This is a genomic window from Caldibacillus sp. 210928-DFI.2.18 (assembly GCF_020554505.1).
Lineage (GTDB): Bacteria > Bacillota > Bacilli > Bacillales > Caldibacillaceae > Caldifermentibacillus > Caldifermentibacillus hisashii.
In genome coordinates this window covers 1-15,809 of record NZ_JAJCHL010000073.1, presented here as the reverse complement: position 1 = coordinate 15,809, position 15,809 = coordinate 1, and the positions used below count along the sequence as shown (strand labels likewise).

The window sequence follows — 15,809 nt, the reverse complement described above, 5'->3', positions numbered from 1 at the left end:
TTTTTCGAATAAAATGCAGCAAACTGTCCATGACAACCTCTCTATTAGACATTTTCCGATTAAAAGGGCACCAATTTGTCCATGAGACTCGTTCTATTGGACATTTTTTCGAATAAAATGCTTCAATCTGTCCATGACAACCGACCTATTAGACAGTTTTACAAATAGAATGTACCAAACTGTCCATTACATCCGCCCTACTAGACATTTTTACAAAAAAAAACACCAAACTGTCCATTACATCCGCCCTACTAGACATTTTTTCAAAAAAACCACCAAATTGTCCATAAAGCTAATTCCCGCCGCAACCTTCTCCATGTACAAAACCTATAAAAAAATCCCCCACTTTTTAAAGCAGGAGATTCCGCTATGCTTTCTTTTATAATTGTTGTGCATACAACCCTAGTATCTTCAGTTTTTCCGTAACTAGTTCTTTTTCACGGGTGGTGAGACCGCCCATAATTTTGCTCATCGCCTCTTTATGCTTTGGAAAAATATCCTCCATTAATTTTTTACCCTCGTCTGTGATCGAAGCATAAATAACCCGGCGATCAGTCGGACATGCTTTTCTTGTTAAATAATTTTTATTCTCCAGTTTATCAATAACATAGGTAATGCTACTGGAGGCCAGCAAAATTTTTTGTCCGACTTTTTGAATCGGTTGATCACCTTTATGAAAAAGCAATTCCAAAACGGCAAATTCAGTCAAATTCAGTCCATATTCCTTGACATTCTTGACAATTTGCTTTTCAATTGCTTCAAATGCTCTTGATAATACGATAAAGAGTTTTAAAGAAACATCTTGGTCTCTTTCCACATTTTTGTTACTCATCGTATCAGATCCTTTAATAATAATATCTCGAATTCGAAATAATTATACTAACAGTTAGGCAAGTTTGTCAAGGTAAAAGCAATGAAACCGGCACATCTATATTTTGTTACGCAAATTATTTGCTATACTATTAAGGAAGAGATTTTTCATTCCAGCAACACATAGGCTGAAAGGAGTATTCGATGAAATCATTAATTATCGCAGAAAAGCCGAGTGTCGCACGGGAAATCGCCCGTGTTCTCGATTTGCGTGAAAAACATAAATCTTATATCGAGGGAAAACAATATATCATTACCTGGGCCCTTGGTCATCTTGTGGAACTAAAAATGCCCGAGAACTATGACCCGAAATATAAAACTTGGCGTCTGGAGGATTTGCCTATCATCCCGGATAAAATGGGTTTGAAGGTCATCAGGCAGACAAGTCATCAGTTTAAAGCAATTGAGGGACTCGCAAAACGTCAAGATATAAAGGACCTTATTATTGCTACCGATGCCGGTCGGGAAGGTGAACTGGTTGCCCGTTGGATTATCGAAAAAATTCATTGGAGAAAGCCGATCAAACGACTTTGGATATCTTCTGTCACAGACCGGGCCATTCGTGACGGTTTTAACCAGTTAAAACCGGGAGAACAGTTTGAGAATCTGTATCAGTCCGCTGTATGCCGGGCTGAAGCAGATTGGCTCATTGGTTTGAACGTATCACGGGCATTGACAACAAAATACAAGGATCCGCTCTCAGCCGGCCGGGTGCAAACACCTACTCTGTCACTCATTATCGACCGGGAAAAACAAATTCAAAAATTTGTCCCGAAAAAATATTGGGTCATCAAAGCAAAATGCGGTTCTCTTGTAGTCGAATGGGAAAAGAACGGGGAAAAACGGATATTCGATAAAGAACAGGCGGAAAAAATGATTACCAAACTAAATGGTCAAAAAGCCGTTGTCACCGAGATCAACACAAAAGAAAAAGCAGAACAACAGCCGCTTCCTTATGACCTGAACGAATTACAACGGGATGCGAATAAACGATACGGTTTTTCCGCCAAAAAGACGTTAAGCGTATTACAAAAATTATATGAGGAACATAAATATGTCACCTACCCAAGAACCGACTCCCGCTATTTAACGACAGATATGGAAGCAACGATGTATGAGCGGTTAACCGGCATTTCTTCCGCCTATAAAGAGGAAGTCAAACCACTTTTGGCAAACAGAGGGAAAGTGATTGCCAAACGCGTATTTAATAACGAAAAAGTGTCAGATCACCATGCAATTATTCCCACTGAAGAAAAAGTCCATATAAATGATCTGTCGTCGGATGAGCGGAAGATTTACGATTTAATTGTTCGGCGCTTTTTAACAATTTTTTATCCGCCGTTTAAATATGAAACGGTCCAAGCGCAGTTCAAAGTAAATGGCGAAACCTTTACAGCAAAAGCAAGGAATATTAAAGATTGGGGTTTTAAAAAAATTCAAGGTCATGATGAGGAAGAACCGGCACACAATAATCTTCAAACATTAAAAATAGGACAAAACGATTCCATCCGGGGCATTCAAATGGAAGAAAGATTGACAGAGCCCCCGCTCCGTTATTCGGAAGCCGATTTACTCGGGCAAATGGAAAAATACGGACTCGGAACACCGGCGACACGAGCTGAAATCATTGAACGCTTGGTTGAAACGGAGGTCGTCGAACGGCAAAATGGTCGGTTTTATTCAACCCAAAAAGGCCGTCAGCTAATGGACCTTGTTAATAAGGACTTGAAATCACCAGAATTAACAGCGAAATGGGAAAAGGAACTGGAACTGATTGCGCGAGGGAAAGCCAATCCGAAACAGTTTTTGAAAAATATTCGCAAGCAAACAGAGGCCCTCGTTTCGGAAATTAAACAAAGTGACAAACAATACCGTACGCCAAACTTAACCGGTTCGAAATGTCCAGAATGTGGGTCATTTTTGAAAGAACGGAATACGAAAGACGGGAAGTTCCTTGTCTGTTCCAGTTTGGATTGCTCATACCGGCGCCGCAAAGAGCCAAAGTTGTCCAACCGAAGATGCCCGCAATGTCATAAAAAAATGGAAATTCATGAAGGAAAGGCTGGTCTGTATTTCCAATGCCGGAATTGCAATATCGTTGAAAAAGCCGAGGAAAAGAAAAAGGCCGTAAACAAACGGGAAGAAAGGAAACTTTTGCAAAAATATACAAAGAAAGATGAATCCTTTGGCACAAGTCTCGGCGATTTGTTGAAAACAAAATTAGAGGGGAAAGAATAACCGGATCTTACAAAGAAGGCTTAGGATCATCACCTAAGCCTTTTCTCTTTTTATCTATTTCGTTAACTCTGCAAATTGGGCTTGCGTTACATTCGCTAATTGGTGCGGGTCCATTACTATTTGCATGCCGATTTTTCCGGCACTTACGACGATTTCCGGTAAATGTTCAGCACTGGCATCGATAAAAGTTGGGTAGTTTTTCTTCATTCCAATCGGTGAACAGCCACCGCGAATATAGCCGGTCCATTTTTGCAAGTCCTTTACATGCAACATTTCCAGTTTCTTTTCTCCTGCTGCTTTTGCTGCCTTTTTCAAATCCAATTCTTTTTCAACCGGAATGACGAACACATACAGATTTTGTTCATGATGGGTGACTAATGTTTTAAAAACGGATTCCGGTGGCCGCCCGACTTTTTCTGCAACAGCCATGCCATCAATTTTTCCATCATTTGCATCATATGACAACGTGGAATAGGGGATTTTATCCTTATCCAATATTCTCATTGCATTTGTTTTCATGCTCATTTTCACATTACTCCCTTTTAATATGTAACTCTGAAATTAAAATTCCCAAAATAACGTTTCAAACCGACTCCCGCTCCGTTCAATGACGCCACTTTATTCAGAAGCTACTGTCAAGTCACCAATCCGGTTGTTTTCAGCCGACGCTCCAACAATACTAGCCGCCAACGGTTTATAAACAAGCGTCAAACCACCAATCCGAATGTTTCAACCCGGCTTTTCTTCTCGCTTCATCCAATAGCACCCCGGACATCATACTCCGCCAAATCAATCTCAAACTCCCGACCGGTTACTAAACATGCGAGCTGACTGCCGAGAAAAGGAGCGGTCGTTAATCCGGAAGCACCTAAGCCATTTGCCAAATAAAGCCCTTCATAGTTTGGTACTTCACCAATAACCGGGAGAAAATTTGGTGTAAACGGACGGAAGCCGACTCTGACATCGATAACTTCGCCGTCTTGAAGACCCGGTGCAACTTCAAATGCCTTTGAAAAAATTTCATGTAGACCACCGGCTGTTACACGAAGGTCGAATCCGGTATGATTTTCATGGGTAGCTCCGACGACTACCTCACCGCCATCAAACGCCAAGATACTTTGGTCACCGGGCGGCATAACAACCGGCCAAGAGTCAGTAAGTTGATTTCTCAATTTCAAATGAACAATTTGACCTTTTTGATAAGTAATTAACAAGCGAACTCCTAACGGTGCAAGAAGTTCATCTGCCCATGCCCCGGCTGTGATTACCACACAATCACCCGCAATCAATTCCTTACCAACCTTAACACCTTGAACAGTTCCATTCCCACTTACTAACGCTGCCGAACCATTTACTATGTTTGCCCCATATTTTTCAGCACTGCGTAACAATGCATCCCGTAATGCTCGACCATTCACACGGGCAGCTCCACTGATATGTACCGAAGCATATCCCTTTTTCAGCAATGGAAACATATTTTGTGTCTCCTCTTCTGTTAACATTGTAATTTCCCCTATTTCCGGTGCATCTTCCTTCCGTATTCTTGCCCGTTCTTCCATTTGTTTCAACTTTTCGATATCCGTATGAATGCTAATCGCCCCAACCTGTTTATAGCCGGTCTCTTGTTCTTCATCATCTTGTAATTGCTTAATAAGCCGGGGATAATAAGCTGCACCTTTTTTTGCCAACCGATACCACGCTTTATTCCTTCTTTGTGATAACCAAGGACAAATAATTCCCGCGGCAGCATCTGTTGCCTGACCCGCGTCTTTTCGATCAACAACTACGACATCGGCGCCCAATTTTGTTAAATGATAGGCAGTTGCCGCACCTAAAATTCCTGCACCAATTACGATATACCTTGACACTACACATCCTCCATTTCTCAAAAAATGACCCTCTTTAATACTTTTTCTGTAAAAACTTTATTAAAAACATGGGAATAGCGACAAGTCCGCTAAAATTACTCCATCTATTTTAGCCCATATAAAAATATCAAGAAAAACCCGAACTGGATTGTAAGATTTTTCCTAGCCAGAATTAAATTAAAAAAGTATAATTATAATTAAATTCATTTTTATTATTTCTCGACATCGTAATTGTTGTTTGATTCAGAAAACATTATTATTCATTGGTTAACACCCAATTATATAATACATATTTTATGTTTTACAGATATAACCCGGAAACTTTTTTGGATGCTAATCATATTATTTTTTCCTATTATACTACTTTACCCGTGCGAATCGCGACTTGTAGATCGTCAAATGAAAGCAATCTTTCGAGTATGCCCTTATTCACACATCGAATATTCTTAATATTTCCAGCAGCAGTTAAATTCGCTTTATTGTTAGAAATGTATGATTAAACAGAAACAGTATCAAATCTATCACAGAGGTGTCAATATGAAACATTTTTTCAATTTTAAAACAATTAACAAGAAAATTATTGTCGGTTTTACGGTTGTTATTCTAATCAGCTCACTGTTAGTTGTCTATAATCTATCTTCCTTTTACGCAACGAACAAAAAAACTGAAGATATTGTGGATCAACAACTTCAACTCGTCATTGCGAATGATCAATTGGCATACAATGTTTCCGAAAGACTAGCTCTCGTTAGAGGATATATTCTATATGGTGATAATGATTACCGTAAAAAGTTTAATCAATATACCGGTGAAAGTAAAAACATACAGGAACAAATTTTGAAAATCGACAAGTCCAAAGAGGTAAAAGATCTTTTTGCTAAACAAGAAAATTGGGAAAGAGTTATTGTTCAAGATGTATATACAGAACTATCAAAGGGAAATGAGGAACAGGCTTTAAAAACATTATCTGAAAAAGTGGAACCATTATCCGATGAATTAGTTACTGCTTATTCAACACAATCCGAAAAACGACAAAAAGAAATAAATGATATGGGCGATCAAATTATACATAGCGGGCAGACAAGTATGATGATTAGTGTAATTATTTCTATCATTGTAATCATTTCGAGCATTATTGTTGCCTTTTTTACCGGCAAGTCCATATCAAAACCGATTAAGCTTGTTGAAGAACGAATGAACCTGATTGCGAGTGGAAATTTAAGCGGGAAACCTTTGGAAACACAATTACTTGATGAAACTGGTCATCTTATCCAGTCGACAAATCGGATGAATTTGCAAATGCGGGAATTAATTTCCAAAATTAAATCTGTCTCCGATACCGTTACTTCTCAAAGTGAGGAATTAACCCAGTCAGCTAATGAAGTAAAAGCAGGTGCGGAACAAACGGCAGTCACCATGCAAAATTTGGCCGCCAATGCAGAAACACAAGCAAATCGTGCCGAACGCTTATCATCGATTATGAAATCTTTCCATGAAAAAGTAGAAGCAGCAAATGATAATGGAGTCCGGGTTGAACAAACATCGAAACATATTTTGGAAATGTCCAGTGAAGGCGGTAGACTCATGTCTTCATCAACTGCTCAAATGGAAAAAATTGATTCGATTGTCAAACAAACGGTAGAAAAAGTTCAAGGACTTGATACCGAATCGCAAAAAATATCAAAATTGGTTTCCGTCATTAAAGAGATTGCCGACCAAACGAATCTATTAGCCTTAAACGCAGCAATAGAAGCAGCAAGGGCCGGAGAACATGGTAAAGGATTTGCAGTTGTCGCCGATGAAGTTAGGAAGCTGGCTGAACAAGTATCTTTTTCCGTCAAGGACATTACAGGAATTGTAGCTAATATTCAAAATGAGGTCAGTGAGGTAACAGATGTGTTGGAAGAAGGATACACGGAGGTTGAACAGGGCACTTCACAGATCAAAATGACAGAGGAACGTTTTAAACAGATTAATCTGGCTATTACTGAAATGGCAAATCATATTAAACAAATATCAATGAATCTGGCCGAAATTGCCAACAATAGTGAGGAAATGAGTGTCTCTGTTCATGAAATTGCCGCCACCGCCCAAGAAGCAGCTGCCGGTATTGAGCAAACTTCTGCCTCCTCCCAACAAACAAGCAGTTCGATGGAGATTATTACCGAAAGTTCAAATCTCCTTGCAAAACTGGCAGATGAAATGAATAAGCTAATCGGTACATTCAAGCTTTAAAGAAAGAAACTTTATCAGCGGGGATTTTCCATCTCCGCTGATTTTTTTAATGATACGCAAATCCCGATAATTTTTTTGCGAGTTAAAATTTCCAGCTACGTCGAATTCGCTTCTTTGCAGGAAATTGATACTTTCCCTCTCATATAAAAAATCACCTCCAAAAGCCATGGAGGTGTCTATAAAATCAAACAAAAAGGGATAACCATGTGGGGATGGAGGGTCCCCAAATGGAGGAACTAACATGACAAACTTAATCAAATTGCTCTTCTTCCGTTGATAATTTCAAGCTGAGTTGAGCTACTACCATCTTAAACAATTTGCCCTTCTTCAGTTGATAATTTCAAGCTGAGTTGAGCTACTACCATCTTAAACAAATTGCTCTTCTTCCGTTGATCCTTTCAAAGCTGTTGTTGAGCTGCTACCACCGGTAACAATGGTGGCTACTTCATCAAAATAACCTGTTCCAACTTCACGTTGATGTCTTGTTGCCGTATAACCTTTATCTTCGCTGGCAAATTCTCTTTGCTGGAAGTCACTATAAGCAGCCATGCCGCGATCACGGTAGTCATAAGCCAATTCAAACATACTGTGGTTCAAAGTATGGAAGCCGGCCAAAGTAACAAACTGATACTTGTAACCCATTTTTGCAATTTCTTTTTGGAACTCGGCAATTGTTTTTTCAGGTAATTTTTTCTTCCAGTTAAATGATGGTGAACAGTTATACGCCAACAATTTACCCGGGAATTTTTCATGAATCGCATCCGCAAAACGTTTTGCTTCTTCCAAATTCGGCTCGGAAGTTTCACACCAGATCAAGTCGGCATACGGTGCATAAGCAAGTCCTCGGGAAATAGCTTGCTCTATCCCGTCTCGTACATAATAGAATCCTTCCGGCGAACGCTCACCTGTTAAAAATTCATGATCATAAGGATCTACATCACTTTGTAATAGTTGAGCTGCGTTTGCATCCGTCCGGGCGATTAACACAGTCGGAACATTTAACACATCAGCAGCAAGACGGGCTGAAATTAAATTACGAACGGCAGATTGCGTTGGTAATAATACTTTACCACCTAAATGGCCGCATTTTTTCTCAGAAGATAATTGATCTTCAAAGTGAACGGCTGCAGCACCGGCTTCAATCATTGCCTTCATTAATTCATAAACATTTAACGCACCGCCGAACCCTGCTTCAGCATCAGCAATAATCGGAACTAACCAATTTGTATCGTCACGACCTTCAATGCTGTCAATTTCATCAGCACGCTGTAATGCTTGATTAATCCGTTTTACAACATTTGGAACGCTGTTTGCCGGATATAAGCTTTGATCCGGATACATTTGTCCGGCCAAGTTGGCATCAGCTGCCACTTGCCAACCGCTGACATAAATGGCTTTTAAACCGGCTTTCACTTGTTGAACGGCTTGGTTACCGGTTAAAGCACCGAGGGAATGAATATAATCTTCTTCATGTAATTGTTTCCAAAGAAGTTCAGAACCCCTTTTTGCCAAAGTATGTTCAACGAGTACTTTTCCCCGCAGACGAACAACATCTTCTGCCGTATACGGGCGGGTAATTCCTTTAAACCTTTCTGAATTCCACATCTCTTTTAATTGTTGGATTTGTTCAGCTTTACTACTCATTGTGATTTCCTCCTAAGAAAATGTATTTATATTAATTTTTAAAAAAACCAAGAATAATAGACTACGAATTAATCAAGCTTTTCATATCCGGGAATGGTCAAAAATTCAATGAACTCTTCCTGCTCGATTAATTCTCTAAATAGTGCTGTTGCTTCTTCAAATCTGCCTTGTTCAAATCGTTCTGCACCAATTTCCTGCTTAATCTTTTCCAATTCTTCCTCAATCATTTGCTCAACCAGCTCAAACGTAACTTTCCGACCATCACTTAATATTCCTTTTGGATGGCGAATCCATTGCCATACTTGAGCCCGGGAAATTTCAGCAGTAGCGGCATCTTCCATCAAGTTATACAGTGGAACCGCCCCTTTTCCCATTAACCAAGCTTCAATATATTGAATTCCGACACTGATATTGATGCGGAGTCCTGCTTCGGTAATGTCTCCTTCAGGTACTTCCACCAGCTGCTCAGCGGTAATTTCAATATCATCCCGTTTCCGATCGATTTGGTTCGGCTGCGGCATATATTGGTCAAATACTTCCTTGGCAACCGGAACGAGACCCGGGTGGGCGACCCAACTTCCATCGAAGCCGTCTTTCACTTCTCGTTCTTTATCCTTGCGCACCTTTTCAAATGCAGACGCGTTGGCAACCTCATCATTTTTAACCGGAATTTGGGCAGCCATTCCGCCAATTGCCGGGGCATTCCGCTTATGGCAAGTTTTTGCCACATAAAGTGTATAGGCACGCATAAACGGTACTTCCATTGTCACTTGGGAACGGTCCGGTAATATAAAATCCGGGTGTTTCCTGAACTTTTTGATCGTACTAAAAATGTAATCCCAACGACCGCAATTCAATCCGGCACTATGTTCTTCTAATTCATACAAGATTTCATCCGCTTCAAATGCTGCTGTAATTGTTTCGATAAGTACGGTTGCTTTAATCGTCCCTTGAGGAATGCCAAGTTCTTCTTGGGCAAATACGAAAACATCATTCCAAAGACGGGCTTCTTTTGCATTTTCCAATTTCGGTAAGTAAAAATAAGGTCCGGACCCACGCTTAATCAATTCTTTTGCATTGTGATAGAAAAATAGACCGAAATCAAAGAGACTTGCCGAAATTGGCTCCCCATCAATTAAAAAATGTTTTTCTACCATATGCCATCCTCTTGGGCGAACAAGTAAAGTGGCCATTTCATCTTTTAATTGATACACTTTACCGTTTGGCGCCGTAAACTGTAACGTTCTCCGGATAGCATCCCGTAAATTCCTCTGCCCTTGTATCGTATTGGCAAATGTCGGTGCGTTTGCATCCTCAAAATCGGCCATGAATACTTTTGCTCCCGAGTTAAAGGCATTGATGACCATTTTCGGATCCCCTGCAGGACCGGTAATCTCTACCCGTCTGTCTTGCAGATCTTTTGGAATTGGTGCAATGGTCCAGTCCCCTTCACGAATAGCTTTTGTCTCTTCTAAAAATGTTGGTTTCTTGCCTTGGTCAAATTCCTTTTGTAATTCTTCACGGAGTTGCAACAATGATTTTCTTTTTGCTTCAAAACGTTCATGCAATTTTTCTAAAAATGCTGCCGCATCGTCCGTTAAGATTTCAGATTTTTCATATTGCAGTCTTTCCTGAATCCTTTCCATTTCTACACCCCTTTGTCACATCTGAATACTTGGTAAAATTTTGTCCACACATATAGAACTATGAATCTATAAGTCATCCACACCTACATCCCGGTGAATGTTGCAGTGGAGATTTCCAAAGAAGTTTTAAAGCGAAAATCTTCATTCCTTGATGCGTGTCCACTTCGCCGCTGGAGCATTCATCCGTTATGTACACCGCATTGGTTTTCAATGAAATTCATCTCCCACCTGAATACTCACACATCGAGGTGGGAGTCTTTCCGCCCGAGGTTGGTAAAGTAAATTCTGTTATATTACAAAGAAGCCGATTGACTTACAGATTCCGATAACATTTCTAAGTGCCTAAGTTTAATCCAATAATCCTGTACCATTACAACGGGAACAATCAACAATACCTGAATCATGACAATGATCGCAATGAGCATGATTTGACTTCTTTTCCAAATGGCAAGTACAAGGCATTTCTCCGTTCCCTTCACAAGTTGGACAATTCATTATAAAATCCCCTTTCATGTTTTTGTATTACTACAGTATATTTATTTATTAATTATTATATAACAGATTTTTGAAAACGCAACCCCTTTTTAGAAAATTCTTTCGACAAAATGCAAAATTTTTTTGGAGGTCACTGAAATACTATTGCTCACACAATATATAGTAATGTGAACCGCAAAAAACACTAGATACAGTGTTCAAAAAGTCATCCTTCATATTTTTCAGCCGTCTTTTTTTGCCCGCATTTGTTTTTTCCAATTTGAAATGTTAAATGATTCCCTTAAAAAATGATAAACTATTTATGAATTACTATGGAAAAAGAAAGGATTGGTCACGTATGAAACCAGCAATCCGCTTTGAGCAAGTGAACTATTCTGTTGATGGTTTACATGTTTTAAGAAATATAACCGGTTTTTTCCCAAAAGGTAAAATAACGACACTTGTCGGGCCGTCCGGTGCAGGAAAAACAACACTGTTTCGCCTGTGTAACGGGCTGAAGTCACCGGATTCCGGGGATATTTTTATTAATGAGAAGCATATCAAGGAATATGACCCGGTAACATTAAGACGAAAAGTTGGACTGGCCCTGCAAAATGCTACGATGATTGATGGAACGGTTTTCGATAATTTATCACTTCCGTTAAAATTACAGGGGAAACAATTGGAAGAAGCTGAGGCAAAAAGGTTACTGAATTTAGTTGGATTAGAGGAACAGTTTTTATCTCACGGTGCAAAGGATTTGTCAGGCGGGCAAAGGCAAAAGGTATCGATTGCCAGAACTTTGGTGAACCGACCAGAGATTCTCCTCCTTGATGAAATTACCTCTGCCCTTGATCGTATCTCCCAACAAGACATTGAAGAATTAATTATGAACATTAATAAAAAATTTGGCACAACGATTATTTGGATTACCCACAATCTTGATCAAGCTGTAAAAGTAGCAGACTATACCTGGGTAATGATAGCCGGGGAAGTTGTTGAAACCGGAGATATCTCTGTATTAACAGCGCCGAAAAATGAACGGGTCAAGCTGTTTGTAAAGGGGGAAGAGAATTGAGCTTTTTAAATCTTACACTTTCACTAATCTTTGTTCTTATTCCGCTTATTTTATCGAAAACATTAAATCTTGGTTTAGAAAAAGATACAATTATTGCCGTTGTCCGGTCGATTATTCAACTTCTGACAGTGGGATATATTTTACATTTTGTTTTTACATCCAATGATTATCTATATATTATTTTAATGATTGGTCTAATCATCGGTGCTGCTACGGCGAATGCCCGTAAAAAAGGAACATCGATCCCCGGCATTACCGGCAAATTAATTTTTACCTTTCTGTTTGTGGAATTGTTAACACAAGGGATTTTGTTAGGATTCGGGATTACACCGCCAACCGCCCAATACATGATTCCAATTAGCGGGATGATGGTCGGCAATTCCATGGTGCTTGCCATTTTGTTTCTTAATCGGTTTGCGTCGGAAGTCCACGCTTACGAAGAGGAAATTGAACTTATTTTGTCGCTTGGCGGGACTCCGAAACAAGCCATTCATCGGCAATTGATTACAGCCATTAAGGCAAGTACGATACCAACAATTGAAAGTCAAAAAACGATGGGACTTGTTCAGTTACCGGGGATGATGAGCGGTCAAATTATCGCCGGTGCCGACCCGATCCAGGCGGTACAATTCCAATTATTAGTTTTATTTCTTTTGCTTACCACTGCAGTTATTACTAGTGTTTTATTAGGGTTCTTATCCTATCCGACTCTGTTTAACCAGAGAATGCAACGGGTAAAAGAAGTAAACCCCACGGATTAATCGTGCCGTGGGGCTGTTTTATGCTCATATCCAATACTCTTTGTTCCATTAAAAGTCATTGACTATTTTTATTGGCTACAGCTGAAGCCTCTTTCCAATACATTGCCATTGCTGTGCCAATAATTAGCACAATCGTCGAGAAATAGTACGGGAAATTTAAATTAATGTCAAATAACATGCCGCCGACAATCGGACCAAATATATTCCCAAAACTTGTAAATGTTGAATTCATTCCCCCGATAAATCCTTGATCATTTCCGGCGACCTTCGACAAATACGTTGTAACCGCCGGACGAATTAAGTCAAAACCGGCAAAAACGATAAACGTGACCAATAAGATTGAGAAATAATGATTGACTATGGTCATGACAAAAACAACGATGGAGGAAAACAGGAAACACCAACGTATTAACCGGATTTCTCCAATTTTTTTCGTTAAGTAATCAAATAAAAACACTTGGCCAACAGCACCAATGATTCCACCGCCCATAATAATGATCGCAATATCTTTTGGTGAAAATCCAAATTTATGATCAATAAATAGACTAAATAACGACTCAAATGCTGAAAGTCCAAATGAAGAAATAAAGATTAATAACAATGGTATGAAGTAAATTGGTTTAAACGCGACTTTCCATGTTGTGGATTGTGAATGTTCCGGAACCTTTGTCTCCTCTAATCTTTCCGGTTCCTTCAATAGGATAAAGGATAAGATTGCGGCAAAAACACCTAAAAAACCCGCTACATAAAACGGTAGCCGTGCACTAAATTCAGCTAAAAAACCACCGAGTCCCGGACCGATAATAAATCCGGTATTAATGGCTGCAGACATATATCCTAACGCTTTCGGTCTCTCATGTGCCGTCGTAATATCAGCAATAAATGCGGTAACAGCCGGCATGATAAAAGCACTGCTTAAACCGCCGAACATACGAGAAAGGAATAAGACTTCCACTGTTTTTCCGATTCCAAATAAAAATTCCGACAGGCCGAAGATAACCAACCCAATTACAATCATTCGCTTCCGTCCATAACGGTCTGCCCATCTGCCGGCAATGGGAGAGGATATAAGTTGAACAAAGGCAAATACAGCCACCATATACCCTACAACTGCCCCATTGATCGACAGTTCATTCATTATCGTTGGTAAAACAGGAACAACTAAACCAATTCCTAAAAATGCTAAAAATAAATTTGCTAGTAAAATACTTAATGTGACTTTCTTTTTCTTATCCATACTTACTCCTTACATAAAATCTTCAAATATCGTATCTCTATCTTAAACGATAACCAATGAATAATAAAACCTTAAAAACCCTAATTTTAATTATATCAAAAAAGATGCTGTACTCTGCAGCATCTTTTTTCAATATCGCTTCATTACCCATCAAGGCTCAAGTTAACCTTAAATGAGCGGGAATTCGATTATTCCCTGTTTGTTCGTTGAAATAACCAGACGTATACGGGCAACGGATTTGAACCCGCCACCCCTACGGCCTGAACGTAGTGCTCCAGTTAAATAACCAGTTACGGGCAAGCCCCTCTCAGTCATAGGTGTGGTGGTTTTACGGCCCGAAAAGGCGGGATAAAATGAAGTCATAATTCTTTTGTTTTACCGATGAATTTTCGGTGATTTTCCGTACGCTCTTGTTCATACAACCAGACGACGATAACGAGACAGGCCAGCGCTACTTCGGAAAGTGCCATAAATGCGATCGAATATTGTCCGGTAATATTATGAACGGCAGTTAAAACTAACGGCGGGAAAAAACCACCAAGTCCGCCCATGGCTGAAACAATTCCATTTACGACACCGGCTTGTTTTGAAAAATAAAGCGGGACAAGTTTAAACACTGTTCCATTACCAATTCCTACGAATAATGCCACAGCCAAACAACCTACCGTAAACAATTCAATATTTGGCGAAAAGGCAAGAATAACTGCTGACAAGGTCACCGCGATAAATGTAAACATTAAAATAATAAATGAATTGAATTTATCCGCCAACAACCCGCCTATCGGACGCATAAGTGTCGCAAGTACAATGAATCCTGCCGTCCGTATCCCAGCATCAACTGAATCTAAATTGAAATTGTTAACCAAAAAGTTAGGTAAGAACATGGTAAACGCAACAAACGCACCGAATGTAATGAAATAAAACAAGCTTAGAAACCAGAGAGTCCTATTTTTGCATACACTTTTAAGTTGCTCAGCCATTGATTGTTTTACTTTCACTTCTTTCCGGTCGCCAAATATGAAGTTAAAAACGATAAAGATAAGCAATAAAATTAAATAAAGTTGTGCTGTTTTTTGCCATCCAAGTGATTGAGCAATAATCGGAGCGCCAAAAGTGGTAATCGCAGTTCCGGCATTGCCTACCCCATACACACCATTAATAAAACCTTGCTTTTCTTTCGGATAATATTTTGGCAGTGATGTAACACCAACAGAAAAAACTGCTCCGCCAATTCCAAGGAACAACCCACCAATGACTAAATCAATAAATGAATTTGCCACGCTAATATAAAAAACCGGAAACAATAATACAGTAAAACTTATCATAAATAATTTACGTGCACCAAAACGATCGGTGTAAAAACCAATAGGAATTCGTAAAAGCGAGCCTAAAATAACCGGGATCGCCGTAATAATTGAAACTTGGCTTTCTGTTAATGGAATATCTTGCTTAATGCTAGGGATTAACGATGAAATTAAAACCCACATCATAAAGCCCGTTACGAGTGAAGCTGTTTGCAATGTTAACTGAATCGATGGTTTTCTCATCGGAAAAATCTTCCCTTCTTAAAAATTTTTTATATTTAACGGATTTAGTTTTTATTTATCTTTATCCTAAAAGGTAAAAAGGTGGTATTTGTGTGATGTACATCACATTTTCACCGTTCATATGGTTCATTTTGTGACCACTTTTTGAAAAATAAGAAGAAAAGCGCAGAGCGCCCGCTTAGCGACGTACAAACTGGAGCGCCCCGCAATG

At 39.4% G+C, this 15,809-nt stretch carries 12 protein-coding genes; 4 read left to right on the top strand and 8 right to left on the bottom strand.

All coding sequences use genetic code 11. From position 1 onward, the window contains the following. Nucleotides 1–379: 379 nt before the first annotated feature. On the bottom strand, nt 380–832 hold the full coding sequence (locus tag LIZ98_RS13445; protein WP_227140345.1) for a MarR family winged helix-turn-helix transcriptional regulator: 453 nt from the start codon (nt 830–832) through the stop codon (nt 380–382). A gap of 182 nt (nt 833–1,014) precedes the next feature. Between LIZ98_RS13445 and LIZ98_RS13440 the strand changes: the two genes are divergently transcribed. Continuing rightward, entirely contained in the window at nt 1,015–3,108 is a 2,094-nt protein-coding gene (locus LIZ98_RS13440; protein WP_227140344.1) for a DNA topoisomerase III, read from the top strand. A gap of 54 nt (nt 3,109–3,162) precedes the next feature. Here the strand turns inward: LIZ98_RS13440 and ybaK are convergent, their stop codons facing one another. Both ybaK and LIZ98_RS13430 read right to left on the bottom strand, forming a co-directional pair. Beyond that, nucleotides 3,163–3,633 carry a Cys-tRNA(Pro) deacylase gene (gene ybaK / locus LIZ98_RS13435; protein WP_034767488.1) on the bottom strand — a complete coding sequence of 157 codons (471 nt, stop codon included), beginning with the start codon at nt 3,631–3,633 and terminating at the stop codon, nt 3,163–3,165. 227 nt (nt 3,634–3,860) lie between these two features. After that, a complete protein-coding gene (locus LIZ98_RS13430; protein ID WP_227140080.1) occupies nt 3,861–4,976 on the bottom strand; it encodes an NAD(P)/FAD-dependent oxidoreductase in 1,116 nt (371 codons plus the stop codon). Nucleotides 4,977–5,513: 537 nt separating this feature from the next. Between LIZ98_RS13430 and LIZ98_RS13425 the strand changes: the two genes are divergently transcribed. Beyond that, nucleotides 5,514–7,211, top strand: a complete 1,698-nt coding sequence (locus tag LIZ98_RS13425; RefSeq protein ID WP_227140081.1) for a methyl-accepting chemotaxis protein — start codon at nt 5,514–5,516, stop codon at nt 7,209–7,211. Nucleotides 7,212–7,577: 366 nt separating this feature from the next. Here LIZ98_RS13425 and aceA read toward each other — a convergent pair whose 3' ends face one another. The 3 genes from aceA to LIZ98_RS13410 all read right to left on the bottom strand — a co-directional run bounded on the left by aceA (nt 7,578) and on the right by LIZ98_RS13410 (nt 10,996). Then, complete coding sequence (gene aceA / locus LIZ98_RS13420) at nt 7,578–8,855, bottom strand: isocitrate lyase (protein WP_041903315.1); 1,278 nt, start codon at nt 8,853–8,855, stop codon at nt 7,578–7,580. A 68-nt stretch (nt 8,856–8,923) separates the two neighbouring features. Next, nucleotides 8,924–10,501: a malate synthase A gene (gene aceB / locus LIZ98_RS13415; protein ID WP_227140082.1), complete on the bottom strand. Its 1,578-nt coding sequence runs from the start codon at nt 10,499–10,501 to the stop codon at nt 8,924–8,926. 348 nt (nt 10,502–10,849) lie between these two features. Next, complete coding sequence (locus LIZ98_RS13410; RefSeq protein ID WP_161792858.1) at nt 10,850–10,996, bottom strand: hypothetical protein; 147 nt, start codon at nt 10,994–10,996, stop codon at nt 10,850–10,852. A gap of 337 nt (nt 10,997–11,333) precedes the next feature. Between LIZ98_RS13410 and LIZ98_RS13405 the strand changes: the two genes are divergently transcribed. Then, nucleotides 11,334–12,053 carry an ABC transporter ATP-binding protein gene (locus LIZ98_RS13405; RefSeq protein WP_034767470.1) on the top strand — a complete coding sequence of 240 codons (720 nt, stop codon included), beginning with the start codon at nt 11,334–11,336 and terminating at the stop codon, nt 12,051–12,053. Next, nucleotides 12,050–12,814: an ABC transporter permease gene (locus LIZ98_RS13400; RefSeq protein ID WP_041845847.1), complete on the top strand. Its 765-nt coding sequence runs from the start codon at nt 12,050–12,052 to the stop codon at nt 12,812–12,814. The genes LIZ98_RS13405 and LIZ98_RS13400 overlap by 4 nt, the downstream gene beginning before the upstream one ends. 55 nt (nt 12,815–12,869) lie before the next feature. On the opposite strand, the gene norA is transcribed toward LIZ98_RS13400, so the two are convergent. Together norA and LIZ98_RS13390 are read right to left on the bottom strand one after the other, a co-directional pair. After that, on the bottom strand, nt 12,870–14,051 hold the full coding sequence (gene norA, locus LIZ98_RS13395) for a multidrug efflux MFS transporter NorA (RefSeq protein WP_034767467.1): 1,182 nt from the start codon (nt 14,049–14,051) through the stop codon (nt 12,870–12,872). A 359-nt stretch (nt 14,052–14,410) separates the two neighbouring features. Further along, complete coding sequence (locus LIZ98_RS13390) at nt 14,411–15,598, bottom strand: nitrate/nitrite transporter (protein ID WP_216405324.1); 1,188 nt, start codon at nt 15,596–15,598, stop codon at nt 14,411–14,413. Nucleotides 15,599–15,809 lie beyond the last annotated feature (211 nt).

What these genes read in the sequence shown, in the direction of transcription:
- LIZ98_RS13445 (WP_227140345.1), bottom strand. Translation starts at nt 832, where the DNA reads ATGAGTAACAAAAATGTGGAAAGAGACCAAGATGTTTCTTTAAAACTC.
- LIZ98_RS13440 (WP_227140344.1), top strand. Translation starts at nt 1,015, where the DNA reads ATGAAATCATTAATTATCGCAGAAAAGCCGAGTGTCGCACGGGAAATC.
- ybaK (WP_034767488.1), bottom strand. Translation starts at nt 3,633, where the DNA reads ATGAGCATGAAAACAAATGCAATGAGAATATTGGATAAGGATAAAATC.
- LIZ98_RS13425 (WP_227140081.1), top strand. Translation starts at nt 5,514, where the DNA reads ATGAAACATTTTTTCAATTTTAAAACAATTAACAAGAAAATTATTGTC.
- aceA (WP_041903315.1), bottom strand. Translation starts at nt 8,855, where the DNA reads ATGAGTAGTAAAGCTGAACAAATCCAACAATTAAAAGAGATGTGGAAT.
- aceB (WP_227140082.1), bottom strand. Translation starts at nt 10,501, where the DNA reads ATGGAAAGGATTCAGGAAAGACTGCAATATGAAAAATCTGAAATCTTA.
- LIZ98_RS13410 (WP_161792858.1), bottom strand. Translation starts at nt 10,996, where the DNA reads ATGAATTGTCCAACTTGTGAAGGGAACGGAGAAATGCCTTGTACTTGC.
- LIZ98_RS13405 (WP_034767470.1), top strand. Translation starts at nt 11,334, where the DNA reads ATGAAACCAGCAATCCGCTTTGAGCAAGTGAACTATTCTGTTGATGGT.
- norA (WP_034767467.1), bottom strand. Translation starts at nt 14,051, where the DNA reads ATGGATAAGAAAAAGAAAGTCACATTAAGTATTTTACTAGCAAATTTA.
- LIZ98_RS13390 (WP_216405324.1), bottom strand. Translation starts at nt 15,598, where the DNA reads ATGAGAAAACCATCGATTCAGTTAACATTGCAAACAGCTTCACTCGTA.